Genomic DNA, 16,975 nt, shown 5'->3' with positions numbered 1-16,975 from the left:
CAAGCTGCGCCGATCGATGACTATCCTTCGGCGCACGACGAGGCGATGAACTCGTGCATATTCGAACCGGCGCCCGGCGCTGAGGTACACGTTTGCACGGACGTCCGACTTGCGTTGTGCCCAAGGAGCGATTACGCCGAGTCGGCTGCCGGCGGCGGCTTAAGACCGCACGTTGTGGACAAACTCCGACTCAGCGGCATTCTTGCTCGTCGCGACCATCGATTCACTGCGCAGGCGTTCATATTCGGCCTTGGGTACAGGAATAGCTTTGCGGTCGCCGAGATCGTCAAGGCGGATACGGTACGTTTCTCGAGTGGTGAACGCGGCAAACGCGGCAACTAGACAAATGCCGAATGTCAGAAAGCCGATCTTCAATGGGATGTTGTTGGTGCCAGGGGGCGCGACTGCGACGAAAAATGCGGGAATCAAGGCTGACAAAGTCGTCCCGACATTCTGCCCGATGGCCATTCCCGTCACGCGCACCCGCGGTCGGAAAAGTTCTGGGAACAGGCTCGGAAACACACCGTTGAAGCCCTGGTAGGCGATGCCCCACATGAGCGCCGAAAAAATCAGCGAGAGCCAGAGGTTGTGAATGCTAATCGCGTAGAGGAAGCCGAAGGAAAGCAGGCCGGCGCTCAAGGCCCCGACAAGTACGGGCGGCCTGCGGCCAATCTTGTCTGAGAGATTGCCGACGAAGGGAATCAGTATGACGGAGCAGATGTTACCGAGAACCGGAATCCAGAGATAGACTCCGGCAGGAAAGCCGATACCGTACGCCGGCTGTACCGCGTACGCAGTGCCGAACACTGTAGCGAGAAACACGACGACGGCGGTGAGCGCCATGCAGACGACGCGCAAAACATCGCCCCAATTCTGCCGCAGGACTTCGGCGACCGGTGAGGCGGGAACCTGACCGTGAGCTCGCTCCTGGGCAAAAGTCGGGGTTTCGCGAACCTGGCGGCGGATGATGTAACCAACAATGATCACCACAACGCTGAACAGGAAAGGAATCCGCCATCCCCAGGAAGCGAACTGGTCCTTCGGCATGAAATGCGCGAGAGGCAGGAAAACCCCAAACGCCAAGAGCTGCCCGGCCTGAGACCCTTGGATGGTGAAGCTTGTGAAGTAGCCGCGCCGACCAAACGGTGCATGCTCAAGAATCATGGAACTGGCACCGGAGAGCTCGCCTGCAACGGCGAACCCTTGAACGAGCCGGAGAATGACGAGCATCACCGGAGCCCAGATGCCAACCTGCTCATACGTGGGCAAAAGTCCCACACACATCGTTGAGATGCCCATCAGGAACATGCAGAAAATCAGTACCGTCTTTCGGCCGTGCCGATCGCCGATGTGGCCCAGCACCATAGCGCCTAGTGGACGGGCGACATAGCCAACACCGAAAGTCGCCAGTGATGCAATTATCGCGACCGTCGGATTGCCAGAGGGGAAGAAAAGCTGCGGAAAGACCAATGACGCTGCGGTCGCGTAAATGAGGAAGTCGTAGTACTCGAGTGCTGATCCGACCCAGCCGCTGGCCGCTGCTATTTTCGACTGGTGCTGGCGATACGGATCAGCTGGGTTGCTTCCATTCATAACTTGTCTCCGTCTCCGATTGACTTTTCTGGGCGCGCTCTCTATTGTAGTAACCATGTTCCATCAAGAACAATGTTACCAATGCTATGAGACTTGTCAAGGGAGCAGTTGACCGTTCGCTGCAAGCGATCGAGTTGCTCGCACGCGAGGCGCGCTGGACGCGAATGTCCGACGTTGCCGCCGAGCTCGAGCTGGAGAAAGGTCCAGCCCATCGAGTGCTTCTGCAGTCGTGCGAGCAGGGCTGGTCTGAGCGGGACGAACACACGTCCCAATACCGTCTGACGCTGAAGCTGTCCTTGCTTGGTCAGCGGTACTTGCATGCGCTTGGCTTACCGGGCCTCGTGCAGCCGATCCTCGATGAGGTGGCCGCGCAATGCCGGGAATTGGTTCGCCTGACCGTCGTAAGCGAAGGGACGCTCGCATGGCTGGCGTCCTCTCAAGGCGCGGCACCGGGTCTCATGTATTCGCCGTCAATGGATAGCCCGATTACCTTGCATGCAACGGCGAACGGCAAGGTGTGGCTGGCGTCGATGCCAAACGACCGCGCGATGGAATGCACATTGGGTGGCGGACTCGGAAAAGCTGCCACCAGCGCATGCGGGCCGAAGGCGATCACCAGCATCGAGCAGTTGATTCCCGAGTTGGAAGTGACCAGACAGCGCGGCTATGGGCTTGTCGTGGAAGAAGCCGAACCCGGCGTTACCGTTTTGGCGGTGTCCGTGCAGTCGCTGATCGACGGTACGGTGGTCGGCACGATGAGCATTGCTGGACCCGTCATGCGCGTTCAGCCCGAGCGTTATGACGACTTCTACGCGTTGTTGAAAGAAGCGGCTTCGAAGCTAGGTGCGGTATGGCCGCGTCGGAGCGTTGGGGCTAACGTAAGTGAGGCGGCTTGAAGATGACAGCCGCAACACAGGCCGCCGAGGCTATCGTCAGCCCGCGTGAACAGGCAGCACGCCTTCTTGTGACAGCGCGCCAAAAAGGCGCGCTCGTCGAGAGACTGCCCGTCGAACTGCTGCCTGCGAATCTGGACGACGGTTTCGCGATCCAGCAAGAGGTCAGCCGACAACTAGGGCGGCAAATCGGCGCATGGAAATGCGCGCTTCCGCAGCCGGGCAAAGTGATCGCCGCTCCGATCTACGACGCTGATATTCATCGAGCCGATGTCTGTCGCATGCGCGGGTCTCCGCGTGTCTCTGTAAAGGCAGAGCCAGAACTGGCCTGCCTACTGAACCGCGATCTGCCGCCACGGCGTGAAGCCTATGGCGAAGACGAAGTGCTCGACGCTCTGGGGAACACGCACCTCGCGCTCGAATTGCTGGGCAGTCGCTATGCGCATCCCGAAGAGCTGACGTTCCCTGAACTACTGGCAGACGGCCTCTTTAACGCCGGCCTAGTCCTCGGACCGCGCGTTAGGCTCCTCGATGGCGCCACGCCGGCTGACCTTCCTGTGGAACTCGACCTCGGTCTGACTCGCGGCGGGGAAGAAGCAGTCACGTTCGCGGGACGCCACCCCGATCGGGGCGTGCTCGCGCCGATCGTATGGCTCGCCAATTTCCTTCGAGTCCGCGGCCTCGGACTGAACGGAGGTCAAGCCGTGATCACCGGGTCTTATGCGGGCGTTCTAGAGTTGCCAGTCGGTCTTGAGTTGCTTATCCGCTTCGGCGAACTCGGCACATTGCCCATCAGTTTTTTGTCTTGACAGGAGTACTACATGCGTCTCGTCCGTTTCGGCCAGCCTGGTCATGAGCATCCCGGTATTATCGATTCCAGCGGCGCGATCCGCGATCTGACTGACATCGTGAACGACATTGATGGAACGACCATCACGCCAGTCGCGCTTGCAAAGCTGCGCGCACTCGATTTAGATCGTTTGCCCGTCGTTGAGGCAGGCACGCGTCTCGGCGCGTGCGTCGGCAATGTCCGTAATCTCGTGTGCATCGGTCTGAACTACTCCGATCATGCTGCTGAAACCGACACGCCGATCCCACGCGAACCTGTGGTGTTCAACAAGCACACGGGCTCCATCAGCGGCCCGAATGACCCGGTCGTCTTGCCCGTAGACGCGCAAAAGCTCGATTGGGAGGTGGAGCTCGGCGTGGTAATCGGCAAACCAGCGTGGCAAATCGACGAAGCGGACGCGCTGGACCATGTGGCGGGTTACTGCCTTGCGAATGATGTTTCCGAACGCGCGTATCAGCTCGAACGCGAAGGCCAGTGGACCAAAGGTAAAAGCGGGTTTTCGTTCGCTCCACTTGGCCCGTGGCTCGTGACACGCGACGAAGTTCCCGATCCGCAGGTGCTCGACCTTTGGCTGGATGTGAACGGTACGCGCCGTCAGACCGGCAACACACGCACCATGATCTTCAACGTCGGGCACATTGTGGCGTATCTCAGCCGCTTCATGCCTTTGATGGCGGGCGACGTGATCGTTACGGGCACGCCTCCCGGCGTGGGTCTCGGTCAAAAGCCGCCTGTCTTCCTAAAAGCAGGCGACGCCATGACGCTCGGTGGCAGCGGGCTCGGCGAGCAGACACAGAAGGTTGTCCAGTACACGGACACGCTCGGCGCAGCCTGGGGCCGCGGCGAATACCCATCGGCAGTTTAAGACGATTCGATTTGTCAAACGGAGGAGATATGAGCCTTGCTGGAACGGGCGTCGTCGCAATCTGGCATGACCTGCTGCCAGAAGCCAAAGATGAATTTTACGAGTGGCACAACCGCGAACACATGCCAGAACGCGCCGGCATCCCCGGGTTCAGGCGCGGTCGACGCTTCATAGCACTGAATGCAGGGCCGGAGTACTTCAATCTGTACGAAGCCGACACCGTCGAGGTGCTTGGCGCGCAAGACTACCTTACTCGGCTAAATACGCCGACGCCGTGGACCAAGCAGGTTGTCGCTTCTTTCCGGAGCGTCGCGCGCTCAATCTGCCACGTCGCCTATTCGGACGGCGTTGGGCAGGGTGCCTATCTCATGAGCGTGCGCTTCGACGTGCCTTCGGATGCACGGGCAGACGTCGTGAAGAGTTTGCGTCAGCGCGTGCTGCCGCCCCTCGTGGATTTGCCGGGGATCACGGGCGTGCACCTGTGCCTCGCTGACGAAGCAATCAGCAAGGTAGAAACGGCGGAAAAGAAGGCGCGTTCAGAGGGCACGCAGATTCCCACATGGATCGTGCTAGTCGAAGGGTGCCGGGCAGACTATGTCACATCGGCGGTGGACCGTTTCGTTTCGGGACTTGCGGCATTGCCTGAGGCTGGCGCGACGGCGCCCGACACGACCCTCTATCGACTCGAGTACACGCGCTGCAAAACACCCTGGAGCGCTGGCTAAGCGGCTAAGCGGCTAAGCGCCGTCTCATCACCGCTTCACGGCCCCGTCGCGCGAGTGCTACATGGCTAAGCGCGAGAGGCCTTCACCCTGAGAAACGTAGGAGCAGTGCCATATCGCGGGGCAGCATGTACACACCCACAACCTTGCTATGGGGTATTCGTTCGATCCGAGCAAAATCTGGCGGTAGCGGCGTAAGAAAACCGCTTGTAGCAAGGCTCCGCGGCCTCACAGGCTTTTGCAACTTGACGGATTTTCAACTCGTTGATCTGAATGTGATTTTTCGTGCAAACCGCCAGAAAATGCACGGAAAGTACGAATACCCCGGGATGGCGTCAACCAGCGCGTGAAGCTGGGTGACATCGTGTCGATTGGCGCCAGTGAGGATTACTGCGAGTGGGATGCCCTGCGCTTCGGTAATGAGGTGGTGCTTTGAACCAGGTCGCGCGCGGTCGGTGGGATTCGGTCCCGTTTTTGACCCGCACCCACCGCGCGGATGGAGGAGGAATCGACAACGACACGGAACCAGTCAATCCGGTCGGCCTCGCGAAGCTTCGCAAGCAGGACTTCGTGCAGCCGGTCCCAGACGCCAGCGGCCTGCCAATCTCGTAGACGGCGCCAGCAGCTCATGCCGCTGCCGCAGCCCATCTCGCGTGGCAGCAGGTCCCAGCGCAGGCCCGTCTGCAGGATGAACAGGATGCCCGTGAACACGGCCCGGTCATCCAGCGGTTTGCGTCCCGGATACCGCGAACGGCGGGGTTTGGGTGGAGGCAACAATGGTTCAATGAGTACCCACAACTCATCATCGAGTATCGGTTTGGCCATATGCTGTTCGTCACCGAGACAATGATGAAGTTAACAGCAATCGTTGGAAGTTAACAGCCTCCAGAACTCATTTTGTTAACGCTTCTTAGTATCAGTTGAGCCGGCAACCTAGCTGTCCAATGACAACGAGTCCAACAAGTCCTGAACTTTGGTATGCGCGCTGCGCAGGGCGTCTTCGTGCGAGGTCAATCCACATAGCGCATTGTGGATCTCGACGCCAAGAATCTCCTCAATACGTGTGTATACAGGCGTGAGAGGCCGCATGGAATTGCAAATCAAGCCGTTCCGAGCGAGATTGTCGACGAAACTGACGATCGGCGAGACGACGTTAAGGTCAGGGTCTGAACTCACGCTGAAACGAGGCGCCACGGGCAATTCATTCTGAACGCTCGACCTCATCGCCTCCGACGAGGTCATCCATCTGATAGCTTGTTGAGCAAGCGCTGCCCGTTCCGGGGGCAAGTTGCTCGGTACCGCAAGAAAGAATCCGCCAAGCGGGACCGAGCGACGAACTCCATGCACATTTGGATGCGGCAGAAATTCGACTTTCCCTTTAACTTTCGACCGGAAATCTAGCTCCAGACGTGCCGCACGCATCGACCACGCGTAACACAGTGCTGCCCGCCCCGACATAAATTCGTTGAAACTGTCTTCCCAGTTGAAGGCAAGAGTGTCGGGTGGTGAAACCGACAGAAGCTGTTGCATGAACGCAAGCGTCGCGTGCGCCGCCTTGCTATCAAGACGGGCGCGAGTTCCTTTCCGGCCAGAAGACTTAGAGCGGATCTGCGCCTCTAACACCTCATCAGCGATAACTGTGCCACCGTGTGCGTTCAGAAAAAACATGAACGCGCTTGCAACCGGCATTCCTCTCGCAGCATTCCATACGAGGCCGTACTGCGCTCGCTTCGGCTTATGCAGTCGGCGAGCTACAGAGAGCAGGTCCTTCAGCGTCGTGGGATAAGGTAACGCGTTGTCTTCGAACACGTCGCGTCGTGCTAGCAGTGACTCGACGGTCACGTACAACGGCATCCCATAGAAACGGTCCTCATAACGCACGCACTCTAACGCCACCGGGTGAAAATCGCCCAGATTCGCAGACGGTGCACTTATGTCGATGTTCAAGGGAGAAATCAGCTCCTTTCGGGCAAATTCCGCCAGCCAAGGGTAGTTGAGCGTGACAATGTCGAACTGCGATTCGCTGCGGGCTCCGTTTGCCAGCGCAGCCTCGTAGAGTTCCTGCAGCTTTGCGAGCTCGAAATCCTCGCTGCGCCCCGCGTTCGCGCGAAAATCGATCCACAGGTTTCGCAGCGCAACAAGGTAGTTGTCGTCGTGGAACAGGAACCTGAGCCGCTTGCCGGTGCCGCCCCGCGACGTCAGCAAATCGGTTGGCGGCAATAACCCATCTATAGATCCCCGTGGCTCGCCGAAGTAGTACTGATCCGAGCTCTGGCTGTCGTCGCGATGCCCGACGAGCGTCGCAACCAGCGACTTGACGTGAATCGCAAGGCTCTCGAAACCCTCTAGCAACGTCTGGCTGGGCAACAACAAATGTGACTTGCCGGTTGGCGAAGCTGGAACGATGTCAATTAGCCCTTGGTCGATCAAACAGTTGACGCGGCGGTGGGCAGTTCCGTAGGTCAGACCCGACGCTTTGATGAGGTCTGAAATCGAGACGTCCTGCTGTTGCAACTTTGCCTTCACCAGGTAGCTTGTAAGTGCCCAGTCGGAATCTGGCGACATGCCTCGAATCCGCAGGGTGAACGGAGCCCTCGTGCTCTCGATGAACTCAATAATCCTCAGAAACTCTTGGTCATTCATCGCTGGAGCGCTGGTGTTTTCCCTGAGTTTGGGCGGTTTTTGCATGAACTGGGCGCATTGCGCACCTCAAATGTCCATTTTGGATGAGCCGCAGATTGGTGTCCAGAGCGACAGCAACTAACCTAACGCCAAGGGTCACGAATTAAAAGCCCAACCAGTCGCGGATCGCGTAACCCACGTGATGTCGCAAGGACTGTACAGGAGACGGAAATGCATTTCATCGTCCACTGTCTCGATCATGAGGATGCGCTGCAGCGCCGCCTCGTAAATTACGAGGCACATCGGGAATATCTCGCCAGCGCGAAAGTGCAATCGGTCATTTCCGGACCGCTGGTGTCTGATGATGGGCAAACGATGATCGGCAGTTGCTTCATATTTGAAGCTGAAAGCAAAGAGGACGTGGTCAATTTCAATCGGAATGATCCGTTCACTGTAGCTGGAGTGTGGCAGCAGGTAAGCATCCACGGTTTTCTGATGCGCATTGACAATCGCGACGAGTGAACTGGATCGGAGATCCGCTACAGAGAAATTGGTAAGGAAATCATGGAAAACGCTATCGCTTTTATCGGCCTAGGCAAGATGGGCCTACCGATGGCCCTGCATCTTGCAAATGCTGGGCACGCAGTCGTCGGTTTTGATCCTTCAGCCGAACGTCGGACTCTTGCAGACCATGCGGCGTTGCCAGTTACGTCCGCGGTCGACGAGTTGATAAAGAGCAGTTCCATAATGATTTCGTCGCTACCCAACGACGAAGCGCTCGAACAGGTGAGCGCTCAACTCTGCCGTTCTGCGAACGCCGGCTCTATCTACATCGACGCCAGTACTGTGTCGCTGGAAGCTTCCGCTAGAGTTGCGCAAGTATTGGCGCATGCGGGCATCACCTATCTGCGCAGCACAGTATCGGGAAACAATGTCATGGCAGAGGCTGCCACGCTGACCATCATGGTGTCGGGTGATCAGGCAGCATTCGAAGCATGTAAGAAGCTCTTCCAATGTTGGGGTGAGAAGAGCTTTTACCTCGGCGACGGCGAACAAGCCAGGTTAATGAAGTTGGCAATCAACCTCATGATCACGCTGACCTCCGGAATGCTGGCGGAAGCGCTGTCTCTCGGCAGAAAGGGTGGATTGGAATGGTCCGATATGTGGCAAGTCATCGACGCAAGTGCCGTTGGCTCACCGATAGTGAAAGCAAAGGCTAGCGCGCTGTCGAAGCGAGACTTCACCGCGACGTTCACAGTCGAGCAGATGCGGAAAGACGTCGGTCTCATCCTGGATGCCGGAAAGATGCTTAACGTGCCGTTGGGACTGACAGCTCTGACCGCTCAACTGTTATCGAGTGCATCGGCGCAAGGTTACGCCGGAGAGGATTATGCAGCAATTATTAAGGTAGTTGAGCAAGCAGCGAACTTGAGTGAAGCAGCTCTGTGAGATCGTAATCAGCGCTCGCAGTCTTCACTCAAAGTAGTAAAAGGGGTCGAAGAACAAGCCGGACCTGATAGTCAAATTAATTATCCGCGCATTTAGGATGACGAAGTGAAAAAACGACCGGTGAAAGTAGCGATGATCGGTCTCGGATGGTGGGGCCGGAAGATGGTGGCTGTCGCGAAAGGTGCGGCCGACGATCTTGAAGTCGTATCCGCAGTGGAGCCATACGGCGATACGGCAGCCGCATTCTGCAAAGAGAACGACATCCGATTTTTCTCGGATTACTCGGCAGCTCTAGCTGATCTCGAAGTCGAGGCGGTTATCCTCGCTACTCCGCACGATTTGCATGAGGAGCAGATCGATCTGGCGGTTAAGGCGGGCAAGCACATCTTCTGCGAGAAACCTCTCGCGTTGACTCGCGAAGGTGCTGTTCGCGCCGTCAAGGCGTGCGAATCGCACGGCCTTGTGTTAGGGATGGGGCATGAGCGGCGGTTTGAGCCGCCGGTTGCCCAGATGCTCGCGGCCGCCGCCGACGGATCACTCGGCAGAGTTTTGCAGATCGAAGCGAATTTTAGTCATGACAAGTTTCTGAGTCTCGATCCCTCCAACTGGCGGCTGAATGCAAGTCATGCGCCGGCAGCTGGCATGACCGCGACGGGTATTCACCTCACTGACCTTGCAATCAAGCTGCTTGGTCCGGCACGCGACGTCCGCGTCGTCTGTGAAAACCTAGCCTCGTCCTTTCCGCAAGGCGACACGCTGAGCGCTCACGTCCGCTTCAAGGACGGTGGGACCGCATATGTGAGCGCCACGCTTGTTACACCGTTTGTGTCGCGATTCGCTGTTTTCGGCACGAAGGGCTGGATCGACATCCGGGATAAGGCGCATGTGGAGTCACCCGACGGATGGGTTGTTACCAAGACCTCGACAGGCATGCCCATTGAGGTTAGCCACGTGCCTCCCGCTGAGCCGGTTCGCGACAACCTCGTCGCGTTCGCCCGCGCAGTACGCGGCGAAACCGAGTATCCGATCAAGGGCTCGGAGATGGTTGAAAACATCGCGCTTCTGGAAGCAATCATCGCATCGGCCCAAAACGGGCAAGTAGTGACCGTTGCTTGACGGCGTCCTCAAAACATCTTGGAGACTGAAATGAAAGCTCTTGTATTCGAAGCTCCCGAAAAACCCGTTGTCAAAGACGTGCCTGTTCCGCAGATGAAAGACACCGAAGTAATGATCCGCACTCGCGCGGTCGGAATCTGCCATTCTGACTATGAGTTGCTTGGCGGTCGATACATCATCCCGATCTCCTATCCGGTCACACCTGGACACGAATGGTGTGGTGAGGTCATTGAGGTGGGCAAGCTTGTGTCGAGACTGGCGGTAGGAGATCGTGTCGTGGGCGAATGTGTCGTTGAAACCCCGGAGCGCCTCCACCACTTCGGCTTCTCGATGGATGGTGCCGATCGTGAATTCTTCGCAGTCTCACCGGAATGGCTCCACAAGCTTCCGCCCAACCTCGATGACACGACCGGCTCCCTTATCGAGCCTTTCACCTGCGGCTACTACGCGGTAATGCGCTCTGGAGGCACCAATGCCAGCGAAACCGTGGTGGTGTCAGGTGGTGGAACGATCGGACTGTGTTCGGCTGCGGCCGCTATAGGCATGGGAGCGCGCGTCATCGTAATCGACCCGGTTGCACGTCGTAGAGAAGCTGCTCTGAAGCTCGGTGCCGAGGCCGTCCTCGACCCCGCGGATGATGTGATTGAGCAGGTCAAGGCGCTCACGGGCGGCAAAGGCGCAGAATTGGTTATCGAAGCCTCGGGACATGACGCGTCGGTTAGCAAAGTGTTCGAGCTTGCGGCCGAAGAGGGACGGGTGTCGATGGTCGGTATCAGTATTGACCGGATGGTGACGTCCAACCTTGGTCAGATCCAGATGCGCAACCTGACGGTTCGCGGTTGTATCGGATCTCCGGGCGTTTGGCCTGCAGCGATTCGATTCCTCGAAAAAACCGGGATCGATCTGTCGCCCATCCAGACCCATCGTTTCGATCTCAAGGACGCGGTGGAAGCCTTGAACATTAAGCCGAGCGAATGCATCAAGGTGACGCTCACGAACGACTGAGCTTGCCCATGGTGATGGTCGGTCGTACGGCCGGACCTCGCACACCGGGCATCGGGACTCACACGGCACGACACCGCCGCAGTAACTGAATGAACGGCACTTTTCTGGGCCTCGCAGGCGCTGACGTTTGTGGAAGCCCTAAAGTCATCCGGCAGCGATTGTGACCCGGTCTTTGAAATACTCATCAAGCGCGGAGACGACCCATGCGCAACATTAACGAGAATACGATTACCCAAGCGGTAGTCGAATCGATGCGTGACTCGGGAAATGCAAGACTCCGCACGGTCATGAACAGTCTTGTCCATCACCTGCATTCGTTTGCTCGCGAAGTCAAACTCACGGAAGACGAATGGTTTCACGCGATTCGCTTTCTGACCGAGGTCGGACATATCACTGACGAAAAGAGGCAGGAATTTATTCTCCTGTCGGATACCTTGGGACTGTCAATGCTCGTGACTGCCCAGAACAACAAGAAGCCTCCGGAATGTACAGAGGCGACCGTCTTCGGTCCTTTCTTCGTTGATGGCGCGCCAGAGTACAAAAACGGAGACGACATCTCCAACGGTGCGTCTGGTGAGCCATGCTTTGTAAGTGGCCGAGTTCTCGGGTTGGACGGGTTGCCGATTTCGGCAGCCAAAATCGACGTGTGGCAGTCGGACGACGAAGGTTTCTACGATGTCCAGAAGCCTCCGGAACCTAATTTCGAGCCTGAACATCAAGCGCGTGGCAGGCTGAGGAGTGCGGCCGACGGTAGTTTCAATTTTCGCTCTATTTTGGCCGTCGCATACCCAATCCCGCACGATGGTCCTGTGGGACGGATGCTGGAAGCATTGGGCCGGCATCCGTGGCGGCCTGCCCACCTCCACTTCATGATTGAGGCGCCCGGCTACGAAACTCTGGTGACGCACGTCTTCCGTGACGGCGACAAATACCTCGATTCGGATGCAGTCTTCGGCGTGCGATCGTCATTGATCGCCGACTGGGTCCGGCACGACGCCGGCGTCGCTCCAGACGGCACCCAAATGCATTGCGCCTTTTACACGCTTCAATACGATTTCGTACTCAACCCCGCAGCAAACTAGGTGCAACAGAAGTGCCGGCTGCTTGCGCATTCGACAGCGCGTCGCCGGCAGAGTTGTAGAGGCGGAAGACGGGGACGAGTCTGTTGAGCGTGCTTTGGCATCCCCGAACCCGACGCTGACGTTCTACGAAAACAGATGAAGCCGGGCGAAATTTTTCTATAGAGATTGGTCATGGAATCGCTTGAGTTCGTATACCAGGCACGCGCATCGAGAGTGGTCTTCGGCGAGGGTTCATTGAATGACCTCGAGAGAGAAGTTCTCGCCTTAAACGCCGAACGGGCACTTGTTATTTGTAGCCCCGAGCAGAAAGATACCGGGGCGCATATAGCACAGCGCCTTGGGCAACGATGTGCCGGCCTGTTTGATCGTGCTGTCATGCATGTTCCCATCGAGCTTGCGCGTGAGGCCCTCGAGGTCGCGCGTCATCTCAATGCGGATTGCGCCGTTGTCGTGGGTGGCGGATCGGCGATAGGGCTTGGAAAAGCAATCGCACTCGAATCCGAATTACCGATTCTCGCCATACCGACGACCTACTCGGGAAGCGAGATGACGCCTATCTTCGGCATTACAGAAGCTTCCTTGAAGCGCACCGGCACCGACATCAAGGTGCTCCCAAGAACGGTCATTTACGATCCCGACATTGACTACGACGTTGCCAGTCGGCCTGTCGGTCACCAGCGGTATCAATGCGATCGCCCATGCTGCCGAAGGGTTGTATGCACGCGATAGCAATCCCGTGACGAGCATGATGGCAGAAGAAGGCATCAGTGCACTGGCGGAAGCGCTACCGGCTATCGTCGCTGCCCCTTCGGACGTCGCAGCCCGGTCGAAGGCGCTCTATGGCTCCTGGTTGTGCGGCACTGTTCTTGGAAGTGTCGGAATGGCTCTCCACCATAAGCTGTGCCATACCGTGGGCGGGAGCTTCAATCTACCGCACGCGCAAACTCATACGATCATCTTGCCGCACGCTTTGGCCTACAACAGGAATGCCTCACCAAAGGCAATGAAAAGGATCGCGCGTGCACTCAAAGCCGTGGACGCGGCAACTGGCATGCACGAGTTTGCGAAGAAGGTTGGCGCGCCGCTGTCACTGAAGGACATCGGAATGCGTCAAGACGACCTAGATCGCGCGGCTGACATAGCGGCATCCAATCCATACTGGAATCCACAGCCTGTTGATAGGGAAAAGATCAGAAGCCTACTGCAGGATGCCTTTGATGGCGTTCAACCGCGCATATGGGATTTATGAAAAGGCGATAACAACAAGTAGCGAGAATTCGGCAACCAAGGGCGAGGCAGATGGCTCAACCATCGCTTTACCAACTTACGTTCCACTGATGGAGGAGATGTATGAAAGCAGTTCGATTTCATGGCAAGCGCGACATTCGTGTCGAAGAAGTGGCCGCGCCCGAAAAACCGCTCGCTGACGACGATGTCCTGGTGCGCCCACTGGTATGCGGAATTTGTGGCACGGACTTACACGAATATATCGGCGGACCGATCGTTACACCGAAAACCCCGCACGTATACAGCGGCGCTACGCTTCCGCAGATTCTCGGACACGAGTTCTCTGCAGAAGTGATGGACGTGGGCCGCGGAATAAAGCACGTCGCGCCAGGCGACAGAATCTCTGTGCAGCCGCTCGTCGCGCCTCGTGATGACTATTTTGGGCGTCGAGGACTGTTTCATCTGAGCCCCTGTCAGGCCTGCATTGGCCTTTCGTGGAAATGGGGTGGGATGGGCCAGCAGGCGGTAGTAAAGGGATACAACGCAATCCCGGTTCCCAAGAAACTTACTGACGCGCAGGCAGCAATGCTGGAGCCGTCCGCGGTTTCCCTGTACGCGCTGGATCGTGGCCGCGTCACGACCGGATCGACGGTGCTCATTTCCGGGCTCGGTCCAATCGGCGCGTTGGCTTTGCTCGGAGCCAAGGCAGCTGGCGCGTCGAAGATTTTTGTCGCGGAAGTTAATCCGAACCGACTGAGGAAGGCCGTTGAGCTCGTGCCCGATTGCATCACGATCGATCCATCAACGACGGATCTGTATGAGGCAATTCGCGACCAGACTGAGGAAGGTGTAGGTGTCGATGCTGCGATTGAATGCGTTGGACTTGAGAAATCCCTTAATACCTGTGTAGACGTGGTTCGTCCGCAAGGCGTCGTGGTTCAAGCTGGGTTGCATTCGAAACCTGCGACCGTCGACGCGATGAAATGGGCGTTGAAGGATATTACGGTTGAAGCCACATGGTGCTTCCCGACGTACAGCTTCCCTAGAGTCGCGGCGATGATCGAGAGCGGCGTCCTGCCGGTGGAGAAAGTTGCGACCGCTCAAATCGACATGGACAACGTTGTCCGCGACGGCTTTGAAGCCCTGCTTGATCCAGCCGGTCATCACCTGAAAATTCTGGTCAACGTTGGCGAATGACGGGCGAAGGCACGTTGAACGGCCTTCAATTCTGACAAATCGGAGAGAGTACAAATGAACTATATTGTTTACTGCCTTGACCATGACGGAATGGTCGAGAAGCGGCTTGCAAACTATGATGCGCACAAGGCTTACCTAGCGACGTCACCAGTAAAGACCCTCGTATCCGGTCCCGTCGTCGCTGAGGATAATCAAACGATGATTGGCAGCTTTTTCCTGTACGAATCCGATTCGATCGAGGAGGTGCGTAGCTTCAATCAAGCCGATCCGTTTAACAAGGCCGGCATCTGGAAGACCGTTGATATTCGGCCGTTTCTGAAGCGGGTCGACAACCGTTGACATCGCGGCCACGGCAGCGAACACATGTAGACCAACTGGCGCAGTGCGCGTAAACCTACGTCGTTGTTTGCTGTCGGTCCATGGACGGACAATTTGAGACCTGGTTCGATAGAAAAATCCCGTGATGGAAAAGATGGGAGGAGACTCATGGATCGATGGACAGAACTCGAGCTGCTCGCAAAAACAGCCGAACTGGGAAGCTTGAGCCGCGCCGCAGAGGCGCTTGGGATGTCGAATCCTGCAGCTACCCGCTATCTGTCGAGTCTGGAAGATCGACTGGGTGTGAGGCTCGTCGAGCGCAGTACGCGCAGACTCTATTTCACGGAAATCGGCCGTGAATATGTTGAACGTACCAAAGCTATTCTTCAGGATGCCAAGGAATCTGACTCGGCGGCGCAGGCAAGTAACGTCAAGCCGACCGGGACATTGCGGATCACGGCATCCCTATCTTTTAGCATCTTGCATATCGCACCGTTGATACCCGAATATACGCGGCTGTACCCTGACGTATCGGTGCATGTCGAGACCGCAAATCGGTATCTTGACATCATCGACAACAGCATCGACCTGGCGATCCGTACGCGTGAATATGAGAATGATTCCTCAATCACAATCCGTCGCCTTGCGGAGACACGCCGGATACTCACGGCATCACCCGAATATCTCCGACTGAACGGCGCGCCGGAATGCCCTGAGCAGCTTCTGGAGCACAAGATCCTCAACTACACGCTGTCCAAAAACTATCGAGAGTTGAAGTTCACGCGCTGCGACGAGACATCGACAGTTGCCGTAGATGGCCTTATGGAGTCGAACGACGGTCAGGTTCTGCGTACTGCTGCGCTTTCCGGCCTAGGGATTCTCGTGCAGCCGAAGTACATCGTATATGACGACGTTAAAGCAGGGAGACTCATTCCTGTCCTGGATCAATGGGATCTGCCACGACTGACGATCAACCTCGCTTATCCAAGCAGAAAGCATCTATCGGCAAAAGTACGGACATTCATTGACTTGCTAACTGGAACATTTCGCGAGAAAGACTATGAACGCCTTTGGACAAATTGAGGCGGACTGCATGCGCCGCTAAAGGCTCACGGAGCTTTTGGGGAACGGGCGGCATCCTGGCAGATGTGTGAGTGTCTCAGACCACGCAACTATATGGCCAATCCGTAGGACGCAGATAGCGCCGCAATCGCTCATCTGCCTCGCTTATTGACCTCGAAAGCGAACGTTCTACGAGGCTCGACCGTGTTGCGACGTCAGCGAATAGCGACGCGCCAACGCCACATATCGCTACGTCGGGCTAGGCATGACAGGCCCTATGACTGTCGCCCGCACATTGGCTCTGGAATTTTCAACGCGATTTATTTATGCGGCACGGATCTCGATGTAGGTTGAGCTATCCTTGCGACCATGAAAAAAGAAAATCGCTCAGAACAAGAGGTTTTCGCCGACTTGACGGCCCTCTGCTCCCGCCCTGGCTACATTCATGCCGTAGCACACCTCTCCTTGCGCGACAACGTGATTCCTTATACGGGAAGCATGAAGGAGGCCGATATTAGCAAGATGTCGTCTCCCTCTAGGCTTTGCCGAACAGAAATAAATACCCTGGTCGGCCTGATGGTAAAGGCCGAAATCGACTGGAATCTGCCCACACCTGCCCTGATGCAGGAGAACGTCGACACAAGCGAGCGGCTTTTGGAAGAGTTGCATCACTGCGTGTCTGGAGAGGTCTTTGCGGGGCTAACAAAGGAAGCGGTAGAAAATGGTACGTTCAATCCGTTTGCAACGGGCAATGTACTGAGAGAGCCGATCTTTTACTGCGGGGACGCTGCTTACAACTTCCAATACCTCGACTTGCCCGCGGAAGTATGCTGCCGATGCGCCTTGGCTTCTGGCGAATCGGGGGTTCACGGTAGACTAGGCATCGCGCATTGCCAAGGTGATCGAGGAGGTTCTTGCCGACCATTTCGACTCAATCCGCGAGTACACGCGACTACTGTGCCCTGACAGTTGGA

Annotated in this window: 15 protein-coding genes and 2 pseudogenes; 14 read left to right on the top strand and 3 right to left on the bottom strand. The window is 57.0% G+C overall.

The features are described 5' to 3' along the window. Nucleotides 1-159: 159 nt before the first annotated feature. On the bottom strand, nt 160-1,593 hold the full coding sequence (locus P0D80_RS35555; RefSeq protein ID WP_408290831.1) for an MFS transporter: 1,434 nt from the start codon (nt 1,591-1,593) through the stop codon (nt 160-162). Between the two features lie 86 nt (nt 1,594-1,679). On the opposite strand from P0D80_RS35555, the gene P0D80_RS35550 reads away from it, so the two are divergent. The 4 genes from P0D80_RS35550 to P0D80_RS35535 are packed head-to-tail and all read left to right on the top strand — an operon-like array spanning nt 1,680 to nt 4,926. After that, entirely contained in the window at nt 1,680-2,489 is an 810-nt protein-coding gene (locus tag P0D80_RS35550) for an IclR family transcriptional regulator (protein ID WP_408290829.1), read from the top strand. Nucleotides 2,490-2,491: 2 nt separating this feature from the next. Further along, nucleotides 2,492-3,295: a 2-keto-4-pentenoate hydratase gene (locus P0D80_RS35545; protein WP_408290827.1), complete on the top strand. Its 804-nt coding sequence runs from the start codon at nt 2,492-2,494 to the stop codon at nt 3,293-3,295. Between the two features lie 12 nt (nt 3,296-3,307). Beyond that, entirely contained in the window at nt 3,308-4,201 is an 894-nt protein-coding gene (locus P0D80_RS35540; protein ID WP_408290825.1) for a fumarylacetoacetate hydrolase family protein, read from the top strand. Nucleotides 4,202-4,230: 29 nt separating this feature from the next. Continuing rightward, nucleotides 4,231-4,926 (top strand): hypothetical protein, encoded by a 696-nt coding sequence (locus P0D80_RS35535; RefSeq protein ID WP_408290823.1) that lies wholly within the window; start codon nt 4,231-4,233, stop codon nt 4,924-4,926. 322 nt (nt 4,927-5,248) lie between these two features. Here P0D80_RS35535 and P0D80_RS35530 read toward each other — a convergent pair. Further along, nucleotides 5,249-5,748, bottom strand: a pseudogene (locus tag P0D80_RS35530) (IS5 family transposase); the annotation flags it as partial. A gap of 108 nt (nt 5,749-5,856) precedes the next feature. Further along, nucleotides 5,857-7,611, bottom strand: coding sequence for an extracellular solute-binding protein (locus tag P0D80_RS35525; protein WP_408290821.1), 1,755 nt, complete (start codon nt 7,609-7,611; stop codon nt 5,857-5,859). A 165-nt stretch (nt 7,612-7,776) separates the two neighbouring features. Here P0D80_RS35525 and P0D80_RS35520 point away from each other — a divergent pair, with 165 nt between their 5' ends. From P0D80_RS35520 to P0D80_RS35475, 10 genes and pseudogenes are all read left to right on the top strand, one after another. Continuing rightward, nucleotides 7,777-8,067 (top strand): YciI family protein, encoded by a 291-nt coding sequence (locus P0D80_RS35520; protein ID WP_408290819.1) that lies wholly within the window; start codon nt 7,777-7,779, stop codon nt 8,065-8,067. Nucleotides 8,068-8,079: 12 nt separating this feature from the next. After that, nucleotides 8,080-8,994: an NAD(P)-dependent oxidoreductase gene (locus P0D80_RS35515; RefSeq protein WP_408290863.1), complete on the top strand. Its 915-nt coding sequence runs from the start codon at nt 8,080-8,082 to the stop codon at nt 8,992-8,994. A 105-nt stretch (nt 8,995-9,099) separates the two neighbouring features. Continuing rightward, entirely contained in the window at nt 9,100-10,110 is a 1,011-nt protein-coding gene (locus P0D80_RS35510; protein WP_408290817.1) for a Gfo/Idh/MocA family protein, read from the top strand. A gap of 30 nt (nt 10,111-10,140) precedes the next feature. After that, nucleotides 10,141-11,115: a zinc-dependent alcohol dehydrogenase gene (locus P0D80_RS35505; RefSeq protein WP_408290815.1), complete on the top strand. Its 975-nt coding sequence runs from the start codon at nt 10,141-10,143 to the stop codon at nt 11,113-11,115. 203 nt (nt 11,116-11,318) lie between these two features. Continuing rightward, complete coding sequence (locus tag P0D80_RS35500) at nt 11,319-12,197, top strand: intradiol ring-cleavage dioxygenase (protein ID WP_408290813.1); 879 nt, start codon at nt 11,319-11,321, stop codon at nt 12,195-12,197. A gap of 171 nt (nt 12,198-12,368) precedes the next feature. Next, nucleotides 12,369-13,446: pseudogene (locus P0D80_RS35495) on the top strand (maleylacetate reductase). Nucleotides 13,447-13,547: 101 nt separating this feature from the next. After that, nucleotides 13,548-14,621 carry a zinc-binding dehydrogenase gene (locus tag P0D80_RS35490; protein WP_408290811.1) on the top strand — a complete coding sequence of 358 codons (1,074 nt, stop codon included), beginning with the start codon at nt 13,548-13,550 and terminating at the stop codon, nt 14,619-14,621. A 54-nt stretch (nt 14,622-14,675) separates the two neighbouring features. Continuing rightward, on the top strand, nt 14,676-14,960 hold the full coding sequence (locus P0D80_RS35485) for a YciI family protein (RefSeq protein WP_408290809.1): 285 nt from the start codon (nt 14,676-14,678) through the stop codon (nt 14,958-14,960). Nucleotides 14,961-15,107: 147 nt separating this feature from the next. After that, complete coding sequence (locus tag P0D80_RS35480) at nt 15,108-16,022, top strand: LysR family transcriptional regulator (RefSeq protein ID WP_408290807.1); 915 nt, start codon at nt 15,108-15,110, stop codon at nt 16,020-16,022. A 348-nt stretch (nt 16,023-16,370) separates the two neighbouring features. After that, a complete protein-coding gene (locus P0D80_RS35475; RefSeq protein WP_408290805.1) occupies nt 16,371-16,967 on the top strand; it encodes a hypothetical protein in 597 nt (198 codons plus the stop codon). Nucleotides 16,968-16,975 lie beyond the last annotated feature (8 nt).

This window comes from Paraburkholderia sp. RL17-373-BIF-A (assembly GCF_046030175.1).
Lineage (GTDB): Bacteria > Pseudomonadota > Gammaproteobacteria > Burkholderiales > Burkholderiaceae > Paraburkholderia.
The sequence above is the reverse complement of the archived record's forward strand: the minus strand, read 5'-3'. Positions and strand labels throughout refer to the sequence as shown.

What these genes read in the sequence shown, in the direction of transcription:
- P0D80_RS35555 (WP_408290831.1), bottom strand. Translation starts at nt 1,593, where the DNA reads ATGAATGGAAGCAACCCAGCTGATCCGTATCGCCAGCACCAGTCGAAA.
- P0D80_RS35485 (WP_408290809.1), top strand. Translation starts at nt 14,676, where the DNA reads ATGAACTATATTGTTTACTGCCTTGACCATGACGGAATGGTCGAGAAG.
- P0D80_RS35525 (WP_408290821.1), bottom strand. Translation starts at nt 7,611, where the DNA reads ATGCAAAAACCGCCCAAACTCAGGGAAAACACCAGCGCTCCAGCGATG.
- P0D80_RS35520 (WP_408290819.1), top strand. Translation starts at nt 7,777, where the DNA reads ATGCATTTCATCGTCCACTGTCTCGATCATGAGGATGCGCTGCAGCGC.
- P0D80_RS35490 (WP_408290811.1), top strand. Translation starts at nt 13,548, where the DNA reads ATGAAAGCAGTTCGATTTCATGGCAAGCGCGACATTCGTGTCGAAGAA.
- P0D80_RS35550 (WP_408290829.1), top strand. Translation starts at nt 1,680, where the DNA reads ATGAGACTTGTCAAGGGAGCAGTTGACCGTTCGCTGCAAGCGATCGAG.
- P0D80_RS35535 (WP_408290823.1), top strand. Translation starts at nt 4,231, where the DNA reads ATGAGCCTTGCTGGAACGGGCGTCGTCGCAATCTGGCATGACCTGCTG.
- P0D80_RS35505 (WP_408290815.1), top strand. Translation starts at nt 10,141, where the DNA reads ATGAAAGCTCTTGTATTCGAAGCTCCCGAAAAACCCGTTGTCAAAGAC.
- P0D80_RS35480 (WP_408290807.1), top strand. Translation starts at nt 15,108, where the DNA reads ATGGATCGATGGACAGAACTCGAGCTGCTCGCAAAAACAGCCGAACTG.
- P0D80_RS35475 (WP_408290805.1), top strand. Translation starts at nt 16,371, where the DNA reads ATGAAAAAAGAAAATCGCTCAGAACAAGAGGTTTTCGCCGACTTGACG.
- P0D80_RS35500 (WP_408290813.1), top strand. Translation starts at nt 11,319, where the DNA reads ATGCGCAACATTAACGAGAATACGATTACCCAAGCGGTAGTCGAATCG.
- P0D80_RS35545 (WP_408290827.1), top strand. Translation starts at nt 2,492, where the DNA reads ATGACAGCCGCAACACAGGCCGCCGAGGCTATCGTCAGCCCGCGTGAA.
- P0D80_RS35540 (WP_408290825.1), top strand. Translation starts at nt 3,308, where the DNA reads ATGCGTCTCGTCCGTTTCGGCCAGCCTGGTCATGAGCATCCCGGTATT.